Below are 26,465 nucleotides of genomic sequence, written 5' to 3'. Positions count from 1 at the left end.
ACCCCCACCGAACCCGCACAGGCGCCGCAGGCATGCACCCCATCGAACCCGCAGAACAGTCACCCCACCGAACCCACCTGCGGCGAGCTGCTGCGCGGGCGCAACGGCGACCGTACCGGCACCGGAGCGGCACTGGCGGCCCTGTGGTGCGCTCGGGCCCGGGATCGCGGTTCGTGTGACTCATGCGTTGCTACAGCCACCCCCACCGAACCCCCACAGTCCGCCGCAGCCACCCCGCCCCACCGCCGGAGGCACCCGCAGGCCAAACGAATTGTCAGTCCCGAGGTGCAGGATGGACACATGGTCAGTTCCGCACACCAAGCCCTGGACGGCTTCTCCCCCGCGACCCGCGGCTGGTTCACGGGTGCCTTCGACGCGCCCACCGCCGCCCAGGCGGGCGCGTGGCAGGCCATCGCGGCGGGCTCGGACGTGCTGGTCGTAGCTCCCACCGGCTCCGGCAAAACCCTGGCCGCCTTCCTCGCCGCACTCGACCAGCTGGCCTCGACACCCCCACCCGCCGACCCCAGGAAGCGCTGCCGCATCCTGTACGTCTCCCCGCTCAAGGCCCTCGCCGTCGACGTGGAGCGCAACCTCCGCAGCCCTCTGACCGGAATCCGCCAGGAATCCGTCCGACTGGGCCGGCCCGAGCCGGAGGTCAAGGTGGGTATCCGCTCCGGCGACACCCCCGCAGCCGAGCGCCGCGCGCTGTCCACTCGCCCCCCGGACATCCTGATCACCACCCCGGAGTCCCTGTTCCTGATGCTGACGTCGGCCACGCGCGAGGCGCTGACCGGCATCGAAACGGTGATCCTCGACGAGGTCCACGCCGTCGCCGGCACCAAGCGCGGCGCCCACCTCGCGCTCTCCCTGGAGCGCCTGGACGAACTCCTCCCGAGGCCGGCCCGCCGCATCGGCCTCTCGGCGACGGTCCGCCCGGTCGACGAGGTCGCCCGCTATCTCTCCCCCCGCCGCAAGGTGGAGATCGTCCAGCCCAAGTCCGGCAAGGAGTTCGACCTCTCGGTCGTCGTCCCGGTCGAGGACCTGGGCGAACTGGGCGGCTCCCCGGTCGCCGACGGCAGCGAAGGGGCGGAACGCCCGTCGATCTGGCCGCACGTCGAGGAGCGCATCGCCGACCTCGTCCAGGCGCACCGCTCGACGATCGTGTTCGCCAACTCCCGCCGCCTCGCCGAACGGCTCTGCAACCGGCTCAACGAGATCGCCTACGAGCGAGCCACCGGCGAACCCCTCGACGAGCACCATGCTCCCGCCGAGCTCATGGGCGGCTCGGGCGCGGCACAGGGCGCTCCCCCGGTCATCGCCCGCGCCCACCACGGCTCGGTCTCCAAGGAGCAGCGCGCCCTCGTCGAGGAGGACCTCAAGGCCGGCCGCCTGCCCGCCGTGGTGGCGACCTCCAGCCTCGAACTGGGCATCGACATGGGCGCGGTCGACCTTGTCATCCAGGTCGAGTCGCCCCCATCCGTGGCATCCGGCCTCCAGCGCGTCGGCCGCGCGGGACACCAGGTCGGAGCCGTCTCCACCGGCGTGGTCTTCCCGAAGTACCGCGGCGACCTGGTCCAGGCGGCGGTCGTCACCGAACGGATGCGCACCGGCTCCATCGAGTCCCTCAGGGTGCCCGCCAACCCCCTGGACGTCCTCGCGCAGCAGCTCGTCGCGATGACCTCGATGGACACCTGGCAGCTGGACGACCTGCTCGCCATGGTCCGCCGGGCCGCCCCCTTCGCCTCGCTCCCCGAGTCCGCGTTCACCGCCGTCCTCGACATGCTCGCCGGCCGTTATCCGTCCGACGCGTTCGCGGAGCTGCGTCCACGCGTGGTCTGGGACCGGGTGGCCGGGACGATCACCGGCCGCCCCGGCGCCCAGCGCCTCGCCGTGACCTCCGGGGGCACGATTCCCGACCGCGGCCTCTTCGGGGTCTTCCTCGCGGGCTCCGACCCGAAGAAGGGCGGCGGTCGGGTCGGTGAACTCGACGAGGAGATGGTCTACGAGTCCCGAGTCGGCGATGTCTTCACCCTCGGCACCAGCTCGTGGCGTATCGAGGACATCACCCGCGACCGCGTCCTGGTCTCCCCCGCCCCCGGCGTCCCGGGCAGGCTCCCCTTCTGGAAGGGCGACCAGCTGGGCCGCCCGCTCGAACTGGGCCGTGCGGTGGGGGCGTTCCTCCGCGAGGTCGGATCCCTCCCCCAGGAGGACGCCCGCCTCCGCCTCCTCGCCGCGGGTCTGGACGCCTGGGCCGCCGACAACGTCCTGTCCTACCTGGCCGAGCAGCGAGAGGCGTGCGGCCACATCCCGGACGACCGCACGATCGTCGTGGAGCGCTTCCGCGACGAGCTCGGCGACTGGCGGGTCGTGGTGCACTCCCCCTTCGGCGCCCAGGTGCACGCCCCATGGGCCCTTGCCCTGGGGGCCAAGCTCTCCGAGCGGTACGGCATGGACGCCCAGGTCATGCACGCCGACGACGGCATCGTCCTCCGGCTGCCCGACGCCGACCTGATGACCCTGGACCTGCTCGACCAGGAACCCATGAAGGCGGGCACGGAGTACGACGCGGAGCAGGCACCCGTAGGAGCGGCGGACGTCGTCTTCGACAAGGGCGAGGTCGACCAGGTCGTCACCGACCAGGTCGGCGGCTCGGCACTGTTCGCGTCCCGCTTCCGTGAGTGCGCGGCGCGTGCGCTGCTGTTGCCCCGCCGCAACCCTGGCAAGCGCACGCCGCTGTGGCAGCAACGCCAGCGCGCCGCCCAACTGCTCCAGGTGGCAAGCGAGTTCGGCTCGTTCCCGATCGTCCTGGAGGCGGTCCGTGAATGCCTCCAGGACGTTTTCGACGTCCCCGGCCTGGTCGAGCTGATGGGCGACCTGGAGTCCCGCAAGGTCCGTCTCGTCGAGGTCACCACCCCCGAGCCCTCCCCCTTCGCCCGCTCCCTCCTCTTCGGGTACGTCGCCCAGTTCCTGTACGAGGGAGACTCACCGCTCGCCGAGCGCCGCGCCGCCGCCCTGTCCCTGGACTCGCGTCTGCTGGCCGAGCTGCTCGGCCAGGCGGAACTTCGTGAACTGCTCGACGCCGAGGTGCTGACCGAGCTGGAGCAGGAGCTCCAGTGGCTCACCGAGGACCGCCGCGTCAAGGACGCAGAGGGCGTCGCCGACCTGCTGCGCCTCCTCGGTCCGCTCAGGGAGGACGAGCTCGCCGAGCGGGGCGCCGAGCCGCAGTGGGCGCGGGAGCTGGCTTCCGCCCGTCGCGCGATCCGGGTCCGTATCGCCGGCGCCGACCACTGGGCGGCGATCGAGGACGCTGGCCGGCTGCGCGACGCACTGGGCACGGCGCTCCCGGTGGGCGTACCGGAGGCGTTCACGGAGCCCGTCAAGGACCCGCTGGGCGACCTCCTCGCGCGCCATGCGCGCACTCACGGCCCGTTCACGTCGGCCACGGCCGCGGCCCGCTTCGGTCTTGGCGTGGCGGTCACCGAAGGCGCCCTCCAGAGGCTCGCGGCGACGGGGAGAGTCGTCCAGGGGGAGTTCCATCCGGCCGGGATCGGCCAGGAGTGGTGCGACGCGACGGTCCTGCGCCGCCTGCGCCGCCGCTCCCTCGCCGCCCTGCGCCACGAGCTGGAGCCGGTGCCCCCGCCCGCGCTGGCACAGTTCCTCCCCCAGTGGCAGCACATCGGCACGGGCCACGGGCTGCGCGGCATCGACGGGTTGGTGCGGGCCGTCGAGCAGCTGCAGGGCGCGTCCGTGCCGGCGTCCGCCCTGGAGAAGCTCGTCCTGCCCTCTCGCGTGGCGAACTACACGCCCGCGATGCTCGACGAACTCACCGCCGCCGGAGAGATCGTCTGGGCCGGAGCAGGCTCCCTCCCCGGCAAGGACGGCTGGGTCTCGCTCTATCTGGCGGACGCGGCTCCCTTGCTCCTCCCGCCGCCCCACCCCTTGGAGCTGACGGCGCTCCACCAGTCCGTCCTGGACGCCCTCTCGGGGGGCTACGGCCTGTTCTTCCGGCAGATCGCCGACCAGGTCCGTGCCACCACGCACCCCGACGCGACCGATCCACAACTGGCCGACATTCTCTGGGACCTGGCCTGGTCCGGCAGGCTCACCAACGACACGCTGACCCCCATGCGCTCCCTGCTGGGCTCGGGTCGCACCGCGGGCTCCACGGCCCACCGCGCCAAGCGCACGATCCCGCGCGGGCGCTACGGCTCGCTGACCGCCGCCGCCCGCCCCGCCTCCCGCGGCGGACCGCCGACTGTCGCGGGCCGCTGGTCCCTGCTCCCTCACCGCGAGGACGATCTCACGGTGCGTGCCCACGCCCTGGCCCGCGTCCTGCTCGACCGGCACGGCGTGGTGACCCGGGGAGCGGTCGCCGCGGAGGGCGTGGAAGGCGGCTTCTCGGCGGTGTACCGCATCCTGTCCGCCTTCGAGGACAGCGGTCAGGCACGCCGTGGCTATGTGGTGGAGGGCCTTGGCGCCGCCCAGTTCGCCATGGACGGCGCGGTCGACCGCCTCCGCGCGGTGGCCAACGCCCGCGACCGCGGCGAAGCCCTGCCGCTCCCGCCCCGGACCGACGGCACCCCAGGCAGCACTCTCGACGGCTTCGCCCCCCATCCCGATACCGCGCAGGGTGGCTCCGCCCCGTACACCGACTTCGGCCCCGACGCCTTCGGCCCTCTTCCGGACTTCCCCGAAGACGCCTTCAGCGGACCCGCCGCCTCCGGGACCGGAACCGAAACCGGGACCGACGGGCAGAACCCCTCGGCCGGACAGGACCGACCCGACGGCCGGACCGCCCCCGCCGATTCCGGCTTCGACGACGGCCGGCCTCCTTTCCCCGGCCCCATCTCACGCAGCGAATGGACGTCCCCCAGCGACCTCGCCCCGCAGACCGGCCCGTACAGCCCCTACAGCTCGTTCACGCCGTACAGCTCTGCGACGACCGGCCGCCGCCCTCGCTCCACCCCCGACTCCCGAGCCGTCGTCCTCGCCGCCGCCGATCCCGCGAACGCGTACGGCGCGGCTCTTCCGTGGCCGGAACCCCCGACGGGCGCCGGCCACAAGCCGGGCCGCAAGGCGGGCTCCCTGGTGGTGCTGGTCGACGGCGAGCTGGCCCTCTACATGGAGCGCGGCGGCAAGACCTTGCTGGCCTGGCCCGCCGACCCCGACGGCACAGCCGCCGAAGACTCCCGTCTGCGAGCCGCGAGCGAGGCACTCGCCAAGGCCGCGAAGGCGGGCTCTCTCGGGACGGTCACCGTGGAACGGGTCAACGGCGCCTCGGCCCTGACATCCCCCTTCGGCACTCTCCTGGAAGGAGCGGGCTTCATCGCCACCCCCCGCGGCCTGCGCCTGCGAGCGTGACCCTGGGGCAGGACTAGATCCCCCGGACGTACGCGCGTGTACACCGGAGTCCCGGACGTACGCCCGTCGACGCCGGAGTCCCTGATGCCCCAGGAGGCGTGCCACGCACGGCCTACCCCCACCGTGCCACCCTTGACCCATGCCCGAAGGAGACACGGTCTGGCAGGCCGCGAGGCGGCTGCACACCGCCCTCGCCGGCAAAATGCTGACCCGTAGCGACCTGCGGGTGCCCCGGTACGCGACCGCCGACCTCACCGGCCGCACCGTCCTGGACGTCACCCCGCGCGGCAAGCATCTCCTCGCCCGCGTCGAGGGCGGTCTCACCCTCCACTCGCACCTGCGGATGGACGGATCCTGGAAGGTGTACGCCAACGACCAACGCTGGACCGGCGGCCCCACCCACCAGATCCGCGTGATCCTCGGAACCGCCGACCGCACGGCCGTCGGCTACCGCCTCCCCCTCCTCGAACTCCTCCGCACTGCCGACGAACACCGCGTCGTGGGCCACCTCGGCCCCGACCTCCTGGGCCCCGACTGGGACCCGGACCTGGCCCTGGCCAACCTCCTCGCCGACCCCGCCCGCCCCCTCGGCGAGGCGCTGCTCGACCAGCGCAATCTCGCCGGCATCGGCAACGTGTACAAGAGCGAGCTGTGCTTCCTCCTCGGCGTCACCCCCTGGCTGCCCGTCGGCGCCCTCCCCGGCGACCGCGCCACGCACCTGCCGGTGCTGGCCAAGAAGCTCCTGGAGGCCAACAGGGACCGGCCGGTCCGCGTCACGACGGGCCGCCACGGCCAGGACCTGTTCGTGTACGGCCGCGCCCCTCGTCCCTGCCTCCGCTGCCGTACGCCCGTCCGCGTGGCCGACCAGGGCGACGGTTCCCGCGAACGCCCCACGTACTGGTGCCCGACCTGCCAGCCCGGCCCCGCTCCGGCACCGGGCGCCCGCCGAACACCGGCCTGAACCCGACCCGCCGGACCACCGGAGCCACCCGACCCACCGGACCAATCCGACCTGGCCCACCCCGCACAGCCCCGTACGACTAATTGACGCCCCGTCAGAAACCCTCGTACCGTCCCCTCATGGCCGTCAGCGCGTACGACCTCACCGGACGCACCGCCTTCGTCACCGGCGCCGCCGGCGGCATCGGCCGCGCGTCCGCCGTCCTGCTGGCCCGGGCCGGCGCCACCGTGCACTGCGCGGACCTCGACGCACCCGGCCTGGAGGAGACGGCGAGGACCATCAAGGACGTGGGAGGCACCGCCCACCGCCATCACCTCGACGTCACCGACCGCGACCAGCTCCGCCAGGCCGTCGCCTCCTGCGAGCGTCTCGACGTGATGGCCGCGATCGCCGGGATCATGCACAGCAGCCCGGTTCTGGAGACCCGTGACGAGGATCTCGACCGGGTGCTGAACGTCAATTTCAAGGGTGTGCTGCACTCCTGCCAGGAGGCCGCCCGGCTGATGCTCGCCCGGGAGGTCAGGGGCAGCATCGTCACCATGGCCTCGGGAGCCGTGGATACGGGCGGCGCCGGCCTGCTCTGTTACGGCGCGGCCAAGGCGGCCGTCGTGCAACTGACGAAGACGCTGGCGACCGAGCTCGGCCGGCACGGCATCCGGGTCAACGCGGTCGCTCCGGGCTGGATCCGCACCCCTATGACCGACCGCCACGACGCCGAGGCACAGGCGCGCACCGAGTCGCTGATGGCCCGCATGTCACCGCTGGGCCGGGTCGGTGAACCCGAGGACATCGCCCACGCCGTGCTCTACCTGGCGTCCGACGCCTCAGCCTTCACGACGGGCCAGATCCTGCGTCCGAACGGCGGGGTGGCCATGCCTTGGTAGCCCCACCGGGAGACACCCCACCCCCAGCCCCGCCAGAAGCCGTTGCCGACGGCCCGCCCGAACCTGCCACCGAAGACCCGCCAGAAGACGCCGCCGAACCCCCACCGGAGCCCGTGACCGAGGACCCACCCGGGGACGCTTCCGAACCCCACCGGGACCCGTTCACGAAGACCCACCCGGAGACGCCTCAGCACCCCCACCAGGACCCGTTCACGAAGACCCACCCGGAGACGCCGTCCCAGCCCCTCCGTCAGGCTCCCCAGCACCCCCACCCGGACCGCTTCCCGAAGCCCCTCCCGAGGCCCCGGGGGCCCCTTCACCCCCTGCCGCCCGCACAGCCCCGCCACACAACGCCGCCCCCGCTCCCCCTCCCGCCAACGCCGCGGGAGATCCGGCCGCACGCCATGCGTGCCCCCACCGCCCCGCGGCCAGAGCGCCCGCTGCCCGCGCCTTCGGCACACAGTGCACCGGCAGCAGACTCAGCCCCCACCCCCCGGCCGCGACCGCCCCCTCCAGCGCCCCGGCGTCCGGCGACAGCACGAGCCGCAGCACAGCCCACCACCACAGCAGCCCCAGCCCCAGAACCGCCCCGTAGAAACCCCAGAGACCCCACCAACCCCTTGGGCTCCTATAGCCCCGGGAGTCCCAAGCACCCCATGACCCCCCGAAACCCCGAGGGCCCCAAACCCGCCAAGCAGCCCAGGCCCCCCGGACCCGGCGAACCCTCCACCCCGCTATCTGCCGTGCCATGGACCCACCTCCAGCCCGACGCCAGACCGCCGTCCACTCCCGCAAAGAGGGCACACGAACGGCCACGGTCGCAGGCGGAACTCGCTCACCGGGTCCACGATGCACGAAAGCCCCGACCAGCGCCTCTCCAGATGATCTGTTTCCGGATCATCCGAAGAAACCCCGGCCGGGGCCCGCACACTTCTCAGCGCATCGTCAGCTCATGCGCACGCCCGCGCACTGTCACGCGGCGACCACGTCCACCGCTTCGGCCGGCGCCTTGATGGTCACCCGATCCGGTGGCACACCGGTCACCGAGACGGAACCCAGCATCGGGCGAACCGGCGTGGTCACAGGCTCGCTGGGGGTGGCCGCAGCAGACTGGGCCAGCTCGGCGAGGGCGAGCTCGTCGCTCACTTCCCGCATGAGCTCGGACATCCGTACGTCCAACGCGTCGCAGATGGCGGAGAGCAGCTCAGAGGAAGCCTCCTTCTGCCCCCGCTCCACCTCGGAGAGATAGCCGAGTGAGACTCGGGCGGACGAGGAGACTTCGCGCAGAGTACGGCCCTGGCGCTGGCGCTGCCGACGCAGCACGTCACCAAGCAGGCGACGGAGCAGAATCATCGGTGGCTCCCTCCTCGGACCGCGTAGCCGCATCCATTACGCCCCACCGTACCGCCTTGCGCCGCGGCCGTGCGGGGAGCGATGTCGTGTTCACTCAGGGCTGCAAACATCAAAACCCCCCGTTCCGTTCCGTATCCTGTGCCCGCTCATTCCCGGTCTGTTCGCCCGCAAGCCCCTCCAGGAGCAGTGCGAGTACGCTCCGTACACTCTCCATACGAATTTCCGCCCGGTCGCCGTTCAACCGCAGTGCGGTCACTTTCCCGCCACCGGTGTCTCCGAAATCCGGGGCGGACGGCCCGTCGACGGCCACGAAAACCGTGCCGACGGGCTTGCCGTCCTGCGGTTCCGGCCCGGCGACTCCGGTGGTCGCGATGCCCCAGTCGGCACCGAGCGCTCTACGCACTCCGGCTGCCATCTGGGCCGCGACCTGCGGATCCACTGCTCCGCGCTCCGCCAGCAGTGTGGCGTCGACACCCAGCAGTCGATGTTTGAGTTCGGTGGCGTAGGCGGTCACCGATCCCCGGAAAGCCAGGGAGGCCCCGGGGGCCGCCGTGACCTCCGCCGCAACCAGTCCGCCGGTGAGCGACTCGGCGACAGCGAGCGTCTCACCCCTCACCGTGAGTAGTCGCACCACTTCGGTGGCCGGGGAACTCACGCTTCCGTCTCCTCCAACGCCGCCTTGCGCTCGGCGATTCCCTGCCGACGCAGCACAATGGCCTGTCTCACATAGTCGAGCCCGGTCACGACGGTCAGCACGACCGCCGCCGCCATCACCCAGAACCTCAGGGTCGCCAGCCACCCCGTCAGCGCCAGGACGTACATCCCGACGGCCACGCCCTGCGTGAGGGTCTTCAGCTTGCCGCCTCGGCTCGCCGGGATGACGCCGTACCGGATGACCAGAAAACGCAACAGCGTGATCCCGAGTTCCCGGCCGAGGATGACGACCGTCACCCACCACGGCAGGTCCCCCAGCGCGGACAGACAGATCAGCGCCGCGCCCATGATCGCCTTGTCGGCGATGGGGTCGGCGATCTTCCCGAAGTCGGTGACGAGGTCGTATGTCCGCGCCAGATGCCCGTCGAACAGGTCGGTGATCATGGCGATGGCGAAGGCCGCCCAGGCCAGCGAGCGCCACGCCGGGTCGTATCCGCCCTCGGCCAGCATCAGCGCGACGAAGCCCGGCACGAGGAGCAGCCGGAGCATGGTCAGCAGATTGGCGATGTTCCAGACACTGGCCTGGTTGACGGCCGCGGCCGCGATCTTCGCGCCGCGCGCGGCTTTCGCATCGCCGTCAGCACCGGAGACGCCGACAGCACCAGCGGGACCGGGGGGACCAGACGCACCGGAAGGACCAGGGACCACACCAGCGGGGCCGGCCGAACCGGAGGCGGCACCGGGCACGGGCTGAGCACCTGAGGCCGGAGCGGCCCCGGCCGCGGCCGCACCCGCGGTCGCGCCCTTGGCGGCGGAGGAGCCACCCGGGGCGGACGCCGGTACTCCGGTCATCTGCCCGCCTCCTCACTACCCGCGAACGAGCCCTGCAGGGGCTCGGCCACCAGGTCGACGCCCTCCGTACCTACCACCTTCGCCTCGACCATACGGCCGACGCTCAGTCCTTCGCCGCTCGTGAGCAGCACCTGGCCGTCGGTCTCGGGCGCCTGGTGCGCCCCGCGGCCGTAGACACCCTCGTCGTCGATCGACTCCACGAGCACCTGCACGGTCTCGCCCACACGCTCCTCGGACCGCTGGGAGACGAGTTCCTCGGCGAGCCGGGAGACCCGCGCGAGCCGCTCGGCGACGACGTCCTCGTGCAGCTTGTTCTCGTACGTCGCGGCTTCCGTGCCGTCCTCGTCGGAGTACCCGAAGACGCCGATGGCGTCCAGCCTCGCGCTGTTGAGGAAGCGCTCCAGCTCGGCCAGGTCGTCCTCGGTCTCGCCGGGGAAGCCCACGATGAAGTTGGAGCGCACGCCCGCCTGAGGGGCCTTGCTGCGGATGGTGTCGAGCAGTTCCAGGAAGCGGTCGGTGTCACCGAAGCGGCGCATCGCGCGCAGCACGTCGGGCGCGGAGTGCTGGAAGGACAGGTCGAAGTACGGCGCCACGTTGGGCGTTGACGTGAGGACGTCGATCAGCCCGGGCCGCATCTCGGCCGGCTGGAGGTAGCTGACCCGCACCCGTTCGATGCCGTCCACTTCGGCGAGCTCGGGCAGCAGCGACTCCAGCAGGCGGATGTCGCCGAGGTCCTTGCCGTAGGACGTGTTGTTCTCGGAGACCAGCATGATCTCCTTGACGCCCTGCTCGCCCAGCCAACGCGTTTCGTTCAGGACATCGGAGGGCCGACGCGAGATGAACGAGCCGCGGAAGGACGGGATCGCGCAGAAGGTGCAGCGCCGGTCGCAGCCGGAGGCGAGCTTCACCGAGGCGACCGGGGAGCCGTCCAGACGGCGGCGCAGGGGCGCGCGGGGCCCGGAGGCCGGAGCGAGCCCTTCCGGAAGATCGGCGGGGGCGGCCGGGGCATCCTGCTCGGCCGGACCGTGGCCCGGCAGCGCGACTGACGCCGCCGACTCCTGCCGCTCGGCCGGGCTGATCGGCAGCAGCTTGCGCCGGTCACGGGGGGTGTGCGAGGCGTGGATGCCGCCGTTCAGGATGGTCTGCAGGCGGTCGGAGATGTCGGCGTAGTCGTCGAAGCCGAGCACACCGTCGGCCTCGGGGAGAGCCTCGGCGAGGTCCTTGCCATACCGCTCGGCCATGCAGCCCACCGCCACGACGGCCTGGGTTCTGCTGCCCTGCCCCTTGAGGTCGTTGGCCTCCAGAAGGGCGTCGACGGAGTCCTTCTTGGCGGCGTCGACGAAGCCGCACGTGTTGACGACAGCGACGTCCGCGTCGGAGGCATCCTCCACGAGGTCCCAGCCGTCCGCCTCCAAGCGGCCTGCGAGCTCCTCCGAGTCCACCTCGTTACGGGCGCAGCCAAGAGTGACGAGTGCGACGGTACGGCGTTCAGGCATGGGCTCAAGACTACTTCGTCCCACTGACACCCCATGTCGAAGGGGGCCGACCGATCCCGGCCGGCCCCCTTCCGCACCCCAGCGCCCCTGACCGGCACCGGAGCGTCTCACCCGACCTGAGGGTCGCCCTTCGTATACGTGAGCCGCTCCACGGCCCCCGGCTGGAAGTCGTTCTCGATCTTCTTACCGTTCACATACAGCTGGATCGCGCCCGCGTCACCGAGGACGAGGTTGACTTTGTCACTGTCCTGGAAGGTCTTGGACTCGCCCTGCTTGAGCAGTCCGTCGAACAGCAGTCGGCCGTTGTGGTCCTTGGCGGAGATCCAGCTCTTGCCGTCGGCGGCGCTGACCTGGACGGTCACCTTGTCCTGGGGCGCGGCCGCGATGGCGCTGTCCGAGGCGTCCGGCTTCGAGCCCTCGGGCTTGTCGTTCTTAGGAGTGGGCGAGGTGTTCTTGCTGGTCGAGGGCTTGACGCCGTCGGCGACCTGCGTGTTCTTGCCTCCGTCGTCGTCACCGCCCTTGACCGCGGTGAATCCGACGAAACCGACGACGGCGACGATCGCGGCGACCATGGCCGCGGTCCAGTTGGGTCCCCGGCGCTCCGGCCTGATGCGCTCCGCCTCGAAGAGAGGCGCGGCAGGAGTGGGGGCCGGACGCCCACCGTGATCGGCGTCGAACTGGGCGAGCAGCGGTCCAGGATCTAGCCGGACGGCCTTGGCCAGGGTCCTGATGTGCCCGCGGGCATACACGTCTCCGCCGCACGGACCGAAGTCGTCCGCCTCGATGGCGTGCACGATGGGCAGGCGGACCCTGGTGGCGGAACTGACGTCGTCGACCGTCAGCCCGGCCGCGATACGTGCCTGCTGGAGGACACGACCGATGGAGAGGCGGGCTTCCTCACGGTCGTCTTCGAACGGACGCTCGTCTTCAGGGGAGTTGCCGAGGGACACGGGGGCGCCTTTCGAGCGTTTTAGCCGCCTGTGCTGGAGGTTCAGTCTATGGGGGGTACGAAAGGGTGGGGCAACCGGACGGTGGGACTTTGTACGCCATCGGTATGGCCGGACACGCCGATGGCGGGCAGTGGTTTTCGCTTCCCTCAACTTGACGTACGCCGAAGGGAAACGGTTGCTCAATGATCCCTTACGAGTGAGTCACGATCGACCACCTGCCCTGGGACTCTCTTTAAGCCTCCCCGCGGATCACCGCGAGCACTCCGTCCAGTTCGTCAGGCTTCACAAGAACGTCACGAGCCTTTGAGCCTTCGGTCGGTCCGACGATCCCCCGGGACTCCATCAGGTCCATGAGCCGCCCCGCCTTCGCGAAGCCGACCCGCAGCTTCCGCTGCAGCATCGACGTCGACCCGAACTGGGTGGAGACGACCAGCTCGGCCGCCTGGCACAGCAGGTCGAGGTCGTCGCCGATCTCCTCGTCGATCTCCTTCTTCTGCTTGGTGCCCACGGTGACGTCGTCGCGGAAGACCGGCGCCATCTGGTCCTTGCAGTGCTGGACGACCACCGAGACCTCTTCCTCGGTCACGAAGGCGCCCTGCATACGGGTCGGCTTGTTGGCCCCCATCGGCAGGAACAGCCCGTCGCCCTTGCCGATCAGTTTCTCGGCACCGGGCTGGTCGAGGATGACCCGCGAGTCGGCGAGCGAGGACGTGGCGAAGGCGAGCCGGGACGGCACGTTCGCCTTGATCAGACCGGTGACGACGTCGACGGAGGGTCGCTGGGTGGCGAGCACCAGGTGGATGCCGGCCGCGCGCGCGAGCTGTGTGATGCGCACGATGGAGTCCTCCACGTCCCGCGGTGCGACCATCATCAGGTCTGCGAGCTCGTCGACGATCACCAGCAGGTACGGATAGGGCGAGAGTTCCCGCTCGCTGCCCTCCGGAGGCTTGACCTTCCCTTCGCGCACGGCGCGGTTGAAGTCGTCGATGTGCCGGTACCCGTACGCCGCCAGGTCGTCGTAGCGAAGGTCCATCTCCCGTACGACCCACTGGAGTGCCTCGGCGGCCCGCTTGGGGTTGGTGATGATCGGCGTGATCAGGTGCGGGATGCCCTCGTAGACGGTCAGTTCGACCCGCTTGGGGTCGACCAGGATCATCCGGACGTCCTCGGGTGTCGCCCGCATCATGACCGAGGTGATCAGGCAGTTGATGCAGGAGGACTTGCCGGAACCGGTCGCGCCGGCGACCAGCACGTGCGGCATCTTCGCCAGCGAGTGCATGACGTAGCCGCCCTCGACGTCCTTGCCGAAGGCGACCAGCATCGGGTCGTCGTCCTCCGCGGACTCGGCCAGCCGGAGCACGTCACCGAGGTTGACCATCTCGCGGTCGGTGTTCGGGATCTCGATGCCGACGGCCGACTTGCCGGGGATCGGGCTGATGATGCGCACATCCGGACTGGCGACGGCGTACGCGATGTTCTTGGCGAGGGCCGTGATCCGCTCGACCTTCACCGCGGGCCCGAGCTCCACCTCGTAGCGCGTGACCGTCGGCCCGCGGGTGAAGCCCGTGACGGAGGCGTCGACCTTGAACTCGGTGAAGACGTTGGTGAGCGAGGCGACCACGGCGTCGTTCGCGGCGCTGCGCGCCTTGCCGGGGCCGCCGCGTGTGAGGAGGTCGAGCGAGGGCAGCGCGTACGTGATGTCGCCGGACAGCTGAAGCTGCTCGGCCCGCGCCGGCAGCTCGCGCGGCTCGCTGGGCGGCGACTTCGTGAGGTCCCGGACCTCCCCCTTGCGGGGTGTCTCGAGCTTCTCCTGCTTGGGTCGCGAGGCCGGCGCAGGTACGGGCGTCGGTGTCGGTGTCGTCTCCTCACGGTCCCCGACGCTCACCCCCTGGGTGAGATCGGCGACGATCGGCGAGGGCGGCATGCCGTGCATGACGGCACCGTCGAGCGCCGCGGCGGCCGCCGCGGCGACGTCCACGGCATCCGGGGGACGGCTCATGTCGGGCTGCGGCACGGCCGAGCGCCGTGGACGACCGCGGCGCTTGGAGAGCGCGTCCTGCTCCGCGCCGTCGGGGTCGTACGCCGCCGGGGCGGAACCGCGCCTGCGGGTGCGCGCGGGCAGCGCCTCGCGCCACTGTTCGTCGTACCGCTCGTCGTCCTCGCCCAGTTCGTCCTCGGCCAAGTCGTGGACGATGCCGAGCTTCACGCCGAGCAGCCGCAACCGCTGCGGAATGGCGTTGACCGGAGTGGCCGTGACAACGAGCAGCCCGAAGACGGTGAGCAGCACGAGCAGCGGTACGGCGAGGACGTCGCCCATGGTGTACGTCAGCGGGGTGGCCGCTCCCCAGCCGATGAGGCCGCCGGCGTCCCTTATCCCCTGCATTCCGGCGCTGCGGGCGGGCGAGCCGCAGGCGACGTGGACCTGGCCGAGCACGCCGACGAGCAGCGCCGACAGACCGATCACGATGCGCCCGTTGGCCTCGGGCTGCTCCGGGTGCCGGATGAACCGTACGGCGATGACCGCGAGCAGTATCGGCACGAGCAGGTCGAGCCGGCCGAAGGCTCCGGTCACCAGCATCTCGACGAGGTCGCCGACGGGCCCGCGCAGGTTCGACCAGGTGCCGGCGGCGACGATCAGCGCGAGGCCGAGGAGCAGCAGCGCGACGCCGTCCTTGCGATGGGCGGGGTCGAGGTTCTTCGCGCCCTGCCCTATCCCGCGGAACACCGCGCCGACGGCGTGCGCCAGCCCGAGCCAGACGGCGCGGACGAGGCGGTAGATGCCCCCGGTCGGGCTGGGCGCCGGCTTCGGGGGCGCGGTTTTCCTCGCCGCGGCCTTCTTGGCGGGCGCCTTCTTCGCGGGGGCCTTTTTCGCAGCGGCCCTCTTTGCCGGAGCCTTCGCCGGAGCGGCCGCCTTCTTGGCGGGCTTCTTGGCTGCGGAGGGACGTGAGGCCATAGGTGTGAGGTTACCGGTGGAGACGACGGCGGACACGTGTGCCCACTGCTTCACCCGTTCGTGTCGCCCCTTATTGGGAGCAGAATTGACGCCCGCTCACGCTCGGCGCCACCAACAGGGCAACAGAATCGCCCAAAGTGCGGCAGAGTCACGCGAAAACGGCACTGCAGCCGGCCGGCCCCTAGGCCACGCCGGCTGCGGGCATGCGTCAGTTCTGCGACGGCAGTGAGGAAGCACTCCCGGTGCCCGGCTCGAGCGCGTCCAGCGCGCGCCGCAACCCCGTGAGTTTGCGTTCGAGATGGGCCGCAGTGGCCACCGCCGCCGCGTCCGCGGAATCGTCGTCCAACTGCTTGGACAGCGCCTCGGCCTGTTCCTCGACGGCCGCGAGCCGCGCGGACAGCTCGGCGAGCAGTCCCGCGGGCTCCTTGGCCTCGCCGGCCTCGGACTTGCCGCCCCCGCCCTCCAACTGGAGCCGCAACAGCGCCGCCTGCTCACGCAGCTGACAGTTCTTCATGTACAGCTCGACGAACACGGACACCTTGGCGCGCAGCACCCAGGGATCGAACGGCTTCGAGATGTAGTCGACCGCGCCCGCCGCGTACCCGCGGAAGGTGTGATGCGGTCCGTGGTTGATCGCGGTGAGGAAGATGATCGGGATGTCCCGGGTCCTCTCCCGCCGCTTGATGTGCGCGGCCGTTTCGAATCCGTCCATGCCCGGCATCTGGACGTCCAGCAGAATGACCGCGAAGTCGTCCGTGAGCAGCGCCTTGAGCGCTTCCTCCCCGGACGATGCCCGCACCAGCGTCTGATCGAGCGCAGAGAGGATGGCCTCCAGCGCCAGCAGATTCTCCGGCCGGTCATCGACCAGGAGGATCTTGGCCTTCTGCACCATGGCCCGCCCTCCTCGCCCCGGCGTGGGGCCTCCCCTGTCCGCAGGACTCGGGGTGACGCCGACCGGCGCCGCCCCCGGGGACGACTCCCTTGCGCCGCCCGTCCTTGTGCCGGTCATCGTAGCCGCACCCCGCCTGTCGCCACACCCTGTCACCGTGATGTCACGGTGCACATAGCAGAAACGTAGTGGGAGACCAGAAGGTTCCCCGAATCCCGTACTTCTACACGACTCCGACCACCCTGGATCAGCAACTTCTTGCTTCCGCCGAGGGCCCCCGCCACATCGGCACGAAGCCCGAACACGGCCCGACCGTTCCCGTCACTCCTCATGCATCCGCCGGTCACTCGCCACGCATCCACTGATCCATCACCGACAACAGGTGATCCGGATCGACCGGCTTGGTGACGTAGTCGGAGGCACCCGACTCGATCGCCTTCTCCCGGTCCCCCTTCATCGCCTTCGCGGTCAGCGCGACGATCGGCAGCCCGGCGAACTGCGGCATCCTTCGGATCGCCGTGGTCGTCGCGTAACCGTCCATCTCGGGCATCATGATGTCCATCAGGACGACCGCCACGTCGTCGTGCTGCTCCAGCACCTCGATGCCCTCGCGACCGTTCTCGGCGTACAGCACGGACAGCCCGTGCTGTTCGAGGACGCTGGTCAGCGCGAAGACATTACGGATGTCGTCGTCGACGATCAGCACCTTCTCCCCGCCGAACCGGATGCCGCGGCGCGGCTTGGGCGTCGTCTCCTGCTCCATGGCCGTCGGCCACTGCTCCAGCTGCGCGTGCCGCTGTTCGATCTCCTGCACGGGCCTGCGGCGGCGACGGAAGAGCGCGGCGGCGCCGTTCTGCGTCTCCCGGTACGACTTCACCTCGGCCGGCGTCTCGATCTCCACGTCGGACAACTCGATCGACTCGAGCTGCCTCGAAGCGGACGCCACGAGGTCGCCGGCCCCCAGGGCGGGCGCGAGCTGCTGATAGCCCTGCGGCGGCAGTTCGCTCGGGTACAGCGGCAAATACAGCGTGAACGTCGAGCCACGTCCCGTCTCGCTCTGCGCGTGGATCTCACCGCCGAGCAACTGTGCGATCTCCCGCGAGATCGACAGCCCCAGACCGGTACCGCCGTACTTGCGACTGGTCGTACCGTCCGCCTGCTTGAACGCCTCGAAGATCACTCGCATCTTGCTGGCGGCGATCCCGATACCGGTGTCGGTCACCGAGAACGCGATCAGGTCGGCGCCCGGATCCCGCAGCGAACCGGCTTCCAGGAGCTGCTCGCGGATCGCCGGCGGCACATCCCGGCCGGCCGGCCTGATGACCAGCTCGACCGCCCCGGAATCGGTGAACTTCACCGCGTTGGACAGCAGGTTGCGCAACACCTGGAGCAGCCGCTGTTCGTCGGTGTGCAGCGTGGCGGGCAGCTCCGGCGACACCCGCACGGACAGGTCCAGGCCCTTCTCCGCGGTCAGCGGCCGGAAGGTGGCCTCCACGTAGTCGACGAGCTGGACCAGCGCGATACGCGTCGGCGAGACGTCCATCTTGCCCGCCTCGACCTTCGACAGGTCCAGGATGTCGTTGATCAGCTGGAGCAGGTCGGAACCGGCCCCGTGGATCGTCTCCGCGAACTCGACCTGCTTCGGGGAGAGATTCCCCTCGGCGTTGTCGGCGAGCAGCTTGGCCAGGATCAGCAGCGAGTTGAGCGGCGTGCGCAGCTCGTGCGACATGTTCGCGAGGAACTCGCTCTTGTAGCGCATCGACACGGCGAGCTGCTCGGCGCGCTCCTCCAGGACCTGGCGCGCCTCCTCGATCTCGGTGTTCTTGACCTCGATGTCCCGGTTCTGCTGGGCCAGCAGCTCGGCCTTCTCCTCGAGTTCGGCGTTCGAGGCCTGGAGAGCCTTCTGCCGGTTCTCCAACTCGGCCGACCGCTCGCGCAGTTGCTCGGTGAGCTCCTGCGACTGCTTCAGCAGCACCTCGGTCTTGGTGTTGACGGAGATGGTGTTGACGCTGGTCGCGATCATCTCGGCGATCTGGTTGAGGAAATCCCTCTGAATCTGCGTAAAGGGAGTGAAGGAGGCCAACTCGATGACTCCGAGCACCTGCCCCTCGAACAGCACCGGAAGGACGATCACTTGTGCGGGCGGCGCCTCCCCGAGACCGGAGGAGATCTTGAGATACCCGCTGGGCGCGTTCTCCACCAGGATCGTGCGCTTCTCCTGGGCGGCCGTCCCGATGAGCGCCTCACCCGGCCGGAACGACGTCGGCATGGAACCCATCGAGTAGCCGTACGACCCGAGCATGCGCAGTTCGTACGCGTCCTCGCTCTCGGCTCGGATGTCCTTGCCGTCGAGGAGCGGCATCGTGAGGAAGAACGCGCCGTGCTGTGCGGACACCACCGGCGTCAGCTCGCTCATGATGAGGGAGGCCACGTCCGCCAGGTCGCGGCGGCCCTGCATCAGCGCGGAGATACGGGCCAGGTTGCCCTTGAGCCAGTCCTGCTCCTTGTTGGCGATCGTGGTGTCGCGCAGGTTGGCGATCATCTTGTTGATGTAGTCCTGGAGTTCCTGGATCTCCCCGGACGCGTCCACGTCGATCTTCAGGTTCAGGTCGCCACGGGTCACCGCGGTCGCCACGCGCGCGATGGCACGCACCTGCCGGGTCAGGTTCCCGGCCATCTCGTTCACCGACTCGGTGAGGTCGCGCCAGGTGCCGTCGACGTCCCGCACGCGTGCCTGACCGCCCAGCTGGCCTTCCGTGCCCACCTCTCGGGCGACTCGGGTGACCTCCTCGGCGAACGAGGACAACTGATCGACCATGGTGTTGATCGTCGTCTTGAGTTCGAGGATCTCACCGCGGGCGTCGATGTCGATCTTCTTTGTCAGGTCACCCTTGGCGATGGCCGTGGTCACCATGGCGATGTTCCGCACCTGACCGGTCAGGTTGGACGCCATCTGGTTCACCGACTCGGTGAGGTCCTTCCACGTACCGGCCACTCCCGGCACCCGCGCCTGACCGCCCAGGATGCCGTCCGTGCCCACCTCGCGGGCCACCTTGGTGACCTGGTCGGCGAACGAACTCAGCGTCTTCACCATGGTGTTGAAGGTGTCGGCGAGCTGAGCGACCTCCCCGCGCGCCTCGATCGTCACCGTCCGCGTCAGGTCACCGTTGGCGACGGCCGCGGCGACCTGGGAGATGTTCCGCACCTGCACGGTCAGGTTGTTGGCCATCAGGTTGACGTTGTCGGTGAGGTCCTTCCAGATGCCCGTGACACCCGACGCGTGCGCCTGGCCGCCCAGGATGCCCTCGGTCCCCACCTCGCGGGCCACCCGGGTCACCTGCTCGGCGAACGACGACAGCTGGTCCACCATCGTGTTCACGGTGGTGACGAGTTCGAGGATCTCGCCCCTCGCGTCGACGGTGATCTTCTTCGACAGATCACCCTTGGCGACCGCGGTCGTGACCTCGGCGATGTTGCGCACCTGGATCGTCAGGTTGTTCGCCATGAAGTTCACGGACTGCGTGAGGTCCTTCCAGGTACCGGAGACACCCTGCACCTCGGCCTGACCGCCGAGGATGCCCTCCGTTCCCACCTCACGGGCCACACGCGTGACCTCTTCCGCGAACGACGACAGCTGGTCCACCATCGTGTTCAGGGTGTTCTTCAGCTCCAGGATCTCGCCGCGCGCGTCCACGGTGATCTTCTGGGACAGGTCACCCCGGGCCACCGCCGTCGCGACCTGCGCGATGTTGCGCACCTGGCCGGTCAGGTTGGACGCCATTCCGTTCACGGAGTCCGTCAGATCACGCCACACACCGGCGACGCCGGGCACCTGCGCCTGTCCGCCGAGCTGTCCGGCCGTGCCCACTTCGCGGGCGACCCGGGTCACCTGGTCGGCGAAGGCGGACAGCTGGTCGACCATCGTGTTGATGGTGTTCTTCAGCTCCAGGATCTCGCCGCGCGCGTCGACGTCGATCTTCTGGGACAGGTCACCCCGGGCCACCGCCGTCGTCACCTGGGCGATCTGCCGCACCTGCGAGGTGAGGTTGCCACCCATGAAGTTGACGGAGTCGGTGAGTTCCTTCCACGTACCGGAGACGCCCGGCACCACGGCCTGACCGCCCAGCCGTCCCTCTGTGCCCACGTCCCGGGCCATCCGCGTCACCTGGTCGGCGAAGGCCGACAGCTGGTCCACCATCGTGTTCACGGTGTTCTTCAGCTGGAGCATCTCACCGGAGACGTCCACGGTGACCTTCTGCGAGAGGTCGCCGTTGGCCACCGCCGTGGTGACCTGCGCGATGTTCCTCACCTGTCCGGTGAGATTCCGGAACGCGGTGTTGACGGAGTCGGTGAGATCCTTCCACGTCCCGGCGGCCCCCGGCACCTGCGCCTGACCGCCCAGCTCACCCTCGACGCCGACCTCGCGCGCCACCCGCGTGACCTCGGCGCCGAACGCGGAGAGCTGGTCCACCATCCCGTTGACGGTGTTCTTCAGCTCCAGCATCTCACCGGCCACGTCCACGGTGACCTTCTGCGACAGGTCACCGTTGGCCACCGCCGTCGTCACGGCGGCGATGTCCCGCACCTGCGTCGTGAGGTTCCGGAAGACCGTGTTCACCGAATCGGTGAGGTCCTTCCACGTCCCCGCCGCGCCCGGCACGTTGGCCTGCCCGCCGAGCTGCCCCTCGGCGCCGACCTCGTTGGCCACGCGCGTGACCTCGTCCGCGAAGATCCGCAGCGTCTCGGTCATCTGGTTGATCGTGTCCGCGAGCTGCGCGACCTCGCCGCGCGCCGACACCGTCACCTTCTGCGACAGGTCACCGTTGGCGACCGCAGTCGTCACCTGGGCGATCCCGCGCACCTGGGCCGTCAGGTTGCCGGCCATGAGGTTCACCGAATCGGTGAGGTCCTTCCACACACCGGCCACACCGGGCACCTGCGCCTGGCCGCCCAGCTCGCCCTCGACACCGACCTCTCGCGCGACTCGGGTCACCTCGGAGGAGAACGAGGACAGCTGGTCCACCATCGTGTTGACGGTGTTCTTCAGCTCCAGCATCTCGCCTTCGACATGAACCGTGACCTTCCGGGACAAGTCACCCTTGGCGACCGCCGTGGTCACCAGCGCGATGTCCCGCACCTGCGCCGTCAGCCGGTACGCCATGGTGTTGACGGACTCGGTGAGGTCTTTCCACGAACCGGACATACCGCGCACTCGGGCCTGACCGCCCAGCTTGCCCTCGGTGCCCACCTCACTGGCCACACGCGTGACCTCGTCGGTGAACGTCGACAACTGGTCGACCAGGTTGTTGACCGTCCGCCCGACCCTCAGGAACTCGCCGCGCAGCGGATGCCCGGCCCCGTCCGGGACCTGCGTCCGCAACTCCATACGTGGCGACAGATCGCCCTCCGCCACCGCCGACAGCACCCGGCCGACCTCGGAGACAGGCCGTGCCAAATCGTCCACAAGGGCGTTCGAGTTGTCGATGGCGGCCGCCCAGGACCCCTCACAGGCGCCTGTTTCCAGCCGTTCTGTGAGCTTTCCCTCGCGCCCCACCATGCGCCGCACACGCGCCAGCTCACCCGTCAGATGAAGATTACGGTCGGCCACCTCGTTGAAAACCGCGGCGATCTCCGACATCGGCCCGTCACCGGTCACCGTGAGCCGCTTACGGAAGTTCCCGTCGCGCATCGCCACGAGAGCCACCATCAGTCTGTTCAGGGCAGCCGTGTCCACCGCGGTGGTCCCACCACGCGCCTTGCGCTGGTTACTCGGGGACTGTCCGCCTTTCGCGCGCGTTTTAGTGCCCCGCGTCGCTGCGCCAGACTCCACTGTGTCCCTCCCGCAGGGGTCGACCGTTACTGCTGTGCTCGCGTACTACTGTTCGGCGTACGAGTTACTGCTGGGTATGTATGTCCGCTATACCAGGGTGCACCAGGGGGCTGCTGCCCACCGCATGCAAACCTCACTCAGCCTGCCAGTACCTTCACCGGAAGCTTGCCCAGTGTTTCACCCTGGCCGAACCAGGCCATAACAGTTCGGCAGCTTCGCACATCGTCCGCACACCCTCCGGGCGGAAACACCGCCGACCGGCATCCGCAGGGACGGGGAAGGTAAGTAACCTTGCCTGCGGCTGTCCAGCCGCGCCGGTCCGTCCGGCCTGGGCGGTGGCACAAGAACGAGCGGGCACGGAGGGGCGGCCGCACACATGACCACCGGACTGATCCCTGGGGAACAGCCCCCGGACCCCCGGCCGACGGGCGGCCTGCCGCAACAGCGGCACGAGCCGGTCGGCCAGGCAGCCCTTCACGTCGACAACAGGCCGAGGAGTTCAGTGATCACCGCGCGCGCGGCCGCCAGCTTCGAGCCCGTCGGGCGATCGGTCGCGAGCGCCCGCTCCTTCGTCCGCGACACCCTGCAGGGCTGGGGCTTCGCCGACATCATCGACGACGCCGTCGTCCTTACGAGCGAACTGGTGACCAACGCGGTGGTGCACGCGGGCACCGCCGCGGACGTCCTGTGTCTACGCAGTGACGATGGCGTACGGGTCGAGGTGGCCGACCGCTATCCGGAGCGCGAGATCCCCCTCCAGGGCCAGGCCGTCAACATGGGCAACCTCGACCGCGAGGGCGGCCGCGGCCTCCAACTGTGCGCGGCGCTGGCCGGTCGTTGGGGCGTGGAGTACACGCCCACCCACAAACAGGTCTGGTTCCAACTCGACCTCCCCGAACGCCCCGTGGGCACCCGCGCCGCCGGCCCGTCGCTGCCCGCCGCCCTCCTCCCGCTCGCCGACGGCCGCGTCCGCGTCGCCGTCGTCCAGATCGACCGCACCGGCGCCATCACGTCCTGGAACGAGGACGGCGAGGAACTCTTCGGCTACGCCGCCGAACACGTCATCGGCAAGCCCCTCACCGACCTCGCCGCCTGGCCGCACACCCCCGGCACCGGCACCGGCATCGCGGAGGCCCTCCAACTCTCGCGCTGGGAGGGCAGTTACGGTATCCGGGCATCCACCGGCCGCGTCACCTCCGTCTACGCCTCCCACCTCCGTGTCCGTGACACGACCGGCGAGCCCTCCACGGTCTGCCTTCTCGTCAGGGACCACGAGCGAGCCGTCCTGCAGACGCCGTCGCGCGTGCCCTCCTCCGACACGACCACGTCCTCCGACGGTCAGAGCACCGACCCCTTCGAGGTGTTCATCGGCTCACCCGCCCCGGACGACCTCGACGGTCTCCTCCAGCGCACGGTGGAACGCGCCCGCGACATGCTCGACGCCGATTCCGCCTTCCTGCTCCTGGCCACCGACGACGAAACGGTGTTGGAGGTCCGCGCTTCCACAGGCCTGCCCTCCGCCCGCCAGCGCTTCGCCCGCGTCCCCGTCGAGGCCGGCCCCGGCCGCTACGGCTCGGCCCGCATGCCGGCCGTCCACGACGACCTGACGGCCGTACCGGGCGCCGTACCGCTGCTGAACGGCACCGGCATGCGCTCGGTCGTCACGGTCCCGCTCAAGGTCGAGGGACGTCTCACTGGCTCCCTGGGCGTGGCGGCGGAGGCCCCTGGCAGATACTCGAACGAGGAGGCCCTGCGCCTCCAGTTCGCCGCCGACCGCATCGCGCTGGCGGTGGAGTCCGCCCGCCTCGGCGAACTGGAAGGCCTGCGCCGGGGCTCCCTCGGTTTCCTCGTCGAGGCCTCCGACCTTCTGGCCGGCACCCTGGACCGCGACCAGACCCTCGCCCTCATGGCCCAGATGACGGTCCCGACCCTGGCCACCTGGTGCGCCGTGTACACGATCGCCGACCAGTCCTCCGAGCCGTACCTGTCGTACGTCCTGCACGAGGACGAGGACCTGATCGACGGCATCAAGTCCCTGCTGTCGAAGGTGCCCCCGCCGGACCCGGTTCCCACCCCAGGCGCCCGGGTCTGGTCGGCGCCCGGCGAGGCGGCCCACCAGGCGGCCCTGCGCAGCTCCATGCGCAGCCTGGGCCTCAACGGCGGCCCGACCCGTCAGATCGCCTCCGGCATCGGCCCGACGCTCGCCACGGCCTCCGCGGTCGGCGGCGAAACCGTCGTCCTCCCGCTCGTGGCCCGCAACCGCGTCATCGGCATGCTGACGCTGGGCAAGCCCACGGACGAACACTTCCGCCAGGAGATCCTGGAGCTGGCCGAGGACCTCTCCCGCAGGGCCGCCCTCGCCCTCGACAACGCCCGCCTCTACTCCGAGCGCACGGCGATCAGCCAGTCCCTCCAGCGCAGCCTCCTACCGCCCGAACTCCCCGAGATCGACGGTGTGGAGGTCGAGGTCATCTACCGCGCGGCCGGCGAGGGCAACGAGGTCGGCGGTGACTTCTACGACCTCTTCCCCATCCGCGACGGCGCCTACGGCTTCGCCATCGGAGACGTCTGCGGCACGGGCCCGAACGCGGCGGCCGTCACGGGCCTGGCTCGTCACGCCCTGCGCCTCCTGGCCCGCGAGGGCCTCAGCGGCCCGGCGGTCCTGGAGCGCCTGAACTCCGCGATCCTCGACGAGGGCGCCCGCAGCCGCTTCCTGACCCTCCTCTACGGCGAGTTGTGGCCCCAGGAGGACGGCAGCGCCAAGCTGAAGGTGGTCTGCGCGGGCCACCCCCTCCCGCTCCGGCTCCGCCAGGACGGCACGGTCGAACCGGCCGCCGAACCCCAGCCTCTCCTGGGCGTCATGGACGACCTGGAGCTGTACGAGCAGACAGTCACGCTCGATCCCGGCGACGTCCTCCTGTGCGTCACGGACGGCGTCACCGAACGTCGCGAGGGAACCCGCATGCTGGGCGACGACGGTCTCGCCGATGTCCTCACCACCTGCACGGGCCTCACGGCGGGCGCGGTCGCGGCCCGCATCATGCGCGCGGTGGAACGCTTCGCGTCGGACGCCCCGTCAGACGACATGGCCATCCTCGCGATGCGCGTCCCCGGCCTCCACAAGGACTGACGAAGGACGACGAGGACACGCGAAAGGCCCCCGCCCGAAAGGGCGAGGGCCTTCTTCTTCTGGAGCCCCCAAACGGAATCGAACCGTTGACCTTCTCCTTACCATGGAGACGCTCTGCCGACTGAGCTATGGGGGCCGGTCGCCTTCGAGGTCTCCCTCGCGGCAACGGAATAGATCATACCCCGAACAGGTCTGTGCTCCCAACCACGTTCACCGGGCCAGCGGCCTTCAGAAGGCCGGCTGCAGCAGCCCGCCGAGGGCATTGCACGCGCCCACAATCCGCTGCATGTCCCGCTTGGTCAGGGACGCTTCCACCGGCAGCGCCAACGTCTCGTCGGCGGCCCGCTCGGTCTCGGGCAGGGACACGCACCGACGGTATTCGGGCAGCCTGTGCACCGGCGTCTTCACCGGAACCCGGCAGTCGACACCCCGAGCGCGCACGGCACGGGCGAATGCATCCCGGTCCGGCCGCCCATTCCCCGGCACCCGCACCACGTACTGCTGGTAGGTGTGGCCGACACCCCCGTCGGGCGTCCGCACACCCCGCAACTTCGTATCGAGATAGGCCGCCCGTTGCCGGCGCTGAGCGACCTCGTCGTAAGGCGCCTCGGACTCACCCTCCTGCAACACGAGAAGCCCGTGCCGCTCCCCGAGCCCCAGCAGTCGCGCCATGTCGGCCGGCTGACCGAAGCGGTGTACGACGACGACAGCCGCCGTCCGTGAAGTCACGGCCGCCTCGACAGCGAAGGGGGCGAGGCAGTAGGTCAGCGGTTCTATGTCGGCGAACACCGGAAGCGCCCCGGCCAACACCACGGCCTCGGCAACCTCCACGTTCCCGAACGCCGGTACGACGACCTCGTCACCGACTCCGACGCCGGCGGCCCTGAGCATTGCAGCAGTACCCATGCTTCGGATGCTGGTTGCGCAACGTGAACTTCAAGTGACGCGCAACAAAAAAGGGTTGGACCCCGAACCGAAGTTCAGGATCCAACCCTTTGAATGATTGTTCGGCGGCGTCCTACTCTCCCACAGGGTCCCCCCTGCAGTACCATCGGCGCTGTAAGGCTTAGCTTCCGGGTTCGGAATGTAACCGGGCGTTTCCCTCACGCTAAAACCACCGAAACACTATGAAACTGAACTGCCGCACCACAC

Annotated in this window: 13 protein-coding genes, 1 tRNA gene and 1 rRNA gene; 4 read left to right on the top strand and 11 right to left on the bottom strand. The window is 70.0% G+C overall.

Going from position 1 to position 26,465, the window contains the following annotated elements; genetic code table 11:
* The first annotated feature begins 300 nt into the window (after window positions 1-300).
* From OHA64_RS34580 to OHA64_RS34570, 3 genes are all read left to right on the top strand, one after another.
* A complete protein-coding gene (locus OHA64_RS34580) occupies window positions 301-5,361 on the top strand; it encodes an ATP-dependent helicase (RefSeq protein ID WP_405619904.1) in 5,061 nt (1,686 codons plus the stop codon).
* A 139-nt stretch (window positions 5,362-5,500) separates the two neighbouring features.
* Window positions 5,501-6,322 carry an Fpg/Nei family DNA glycosylase gene (locus tag OHA64_RS34575; protein WP_405619902.1) on the top strand — a complete coding sequence of 274 codons (822 nt, stop codon included), beginning with the start codon at window positions 5,501-5,503 and terminating at the stop codon, window positions 6,320-6,322.
* A 119-nt stretch (window positions 6,323-6,441) separates the two neighbouring features.
* Entirely contained in the window at window positions 6,442-7,206 is a 765-nt protein-coding gene (locus tag OHA64_RS34570; RefSeq protein ID WP_405619900.1) for an SDR family NAD(P)-dependent oxidoreductase, read from the top strand.
* Window positions 7,207-8,178: 972 nt separating this feature from the next.
* Here the strand turns inward: OHA64_RS34570 and OHA64_RS34565 are convergent.
* From OHA64_RS34565 to OHA64_RS34530, 8 genes are all read right to left on the bottom strand, one after another.
* The gene (locus OHA64_RS34565) at window positions 8,179-8,559 is read right to left on the bottom strand and encodes a helix-turn-helix domain-containing protein (RefSeq protein WP_405619898.1); all 381 of its coding nucleotides are present in this window, start codon (window positions 8,557-8,559) and stop codon (window positions 8,179-8,181) included.
* 109 nt (window positions 8,560-8,668) lie between these two features.
* A complete protein-coding gene (locus OHA64_RS34560) occupies window positions 8,669-9,214 on the bottom strand; it encodes a CinA family protein (protein WP_405619896.1) in 546 nt (181 codons plus the stop codon).
* Window positions 9,211-10,065, bottom strand: a complete 855-nt coding sequence (gene pgsA / locus OHA64_RS34555; protein WP_405619894.1) for a CDP-diacylglycerol--glycerol-3-phosphate 3-phosphatidyltransferase — start codon at window positions 10,063-10,065, stop codon at window positions 9,211-9,213. The genes OHA64_RS34560 and pgsA overlap by 4 nt, the downstream gene beginning before the upstream one ends.
* The gene (gene rimO / locus OHA64_RS34550) at window positions 10,062-11,561 is read right to left on the bottom strand and encodes a 30S ribosomal protein S12 methylthiotransferase RimO (protein WP_405619892.1); all 1,500 of its coding nucleotides are present in this window, start codon (window positions 11,559-11,561) and stop codon (window positions 10,062-10,064) included. Before rimO ends, pgsA begins: the two co-directional genes overlap by 4 nt.
* A gap of 107 nt (window positions 11,562-11,668) precedes the next feature.
* Window positions 11,669-12,511, bottom strand: coding sequence for a helix-turn-helix domain-containing protein (locus OHA64_RS34545; protein WP_405619890.1), 843 nt, complete (start codon window positions 12,509-12,511; stop codon window positions 11,669-11,671).
* 232 nt (window positions 12,512-12,743) lie between these two features.
* Window positions 12,744-15,464 (bottom strand): DNA translocase FtsK, encoded by a 2,721-nt coding sequence (locus tag OHA64_RS34540; RefSeq protein WP_405619888.1) that lies wholly within the window; start codon window positions 15,462-15,464, stop codon window positions 12,744-12,746.
* A gap of 208 nt (window positions 15,465-15,672) precedes the next feature.
* Window positions 15,673-16,356 (bottom strand): two-component system response regulator, encoded by a 684-nt coding sequence (locus OHA64_RS34535; RefSeq protein WP_405619886.1) that lies wholly within the window; start codon window positions 16,354-16,356, stop codon window positions 15,673-15,675.
* Between the two features lie 340 nt (window positions 16,357-16,696).
* The gene (locus tag OHA64_RS34530; protein ID WP_405619884.1) at window positions 16,697-22,183 is read right to left on the bottom strand and encodes a HAMP domain-containing protein; all 5,487 of its coding nucleotides are present in this window, start codon (window positions 22,181-22,183) and stop codon (window positions 16,697-16,699) included.
* A 376-nt stretch (window positions 22,184-22,559) separates the two neighbouring features.
* On the opposite strand from OHA64_RS34530, the gene OHA64_RS34525 reads away from it, so the two are divergent.
* On the top strand, window positions 22,560-25,313 hold the full coding sequence (locus OHA64_RS34525) for a SpoIIE family protein phosphatase (protein ID WP_405619882.1): 2,754 nt from the start codon (window positions 22,560-22,562) through the stop codon (window positions 25,311-25,313).
* Window positions 25,314-25,373: 60 nt separating this feature from the next.
* Here the strand turns inward: OHA64_RS34525 and OHA64_RS34520 are convergent.
* The 3 genes from OHA64_RS34520 to rrf form a co-directional block, all read right to left on the bottom strand.
* Window positions 25,374-25,449 (bottom strand) — tRNA-Thr (locus OHA64_RS34520).
* A gap of 92 nt (window positions 25,450-25,541) precedes the next feature.
* Window positions 25,542-26,204: a DegT/DnrJ/EryC1/StrS family aminotransferase gene (locus OHA64_RS34515; RefSeq protein ID WP_405624232.1), complete on the bottom strand. Its 663-nt coding sequence runs from the start codon at window positions 26,202-26,204 to the stop codon at window positions 25,542-25,544.
* Between the two features lie 114 nt (window positions 26,205-26,318).
* Window positions 26,319-26,435: ribosomal RNA gene (gene rrf, locus OHA64_RS34510) — 5S ribosomal RNA — on the bottom strand.
* Window positions 26,436-26,465 lie beyond the last annotated feature (30 nt).

It is taken from the genome of Streptomyces sp. NBC_00076 (assembly GCF_045041235.1).
Taxonomy (GTDB): Bacteria; Actinomycetota; Actinomycetes; order Streptomycetales; family Streptomycetaceae; genus Streptomyces.
The sequence above is the reverse complement of the archived record's forward strand: the minus strand, read 5'-3'. Positions and strand labels throughout refer to the sequence as shown.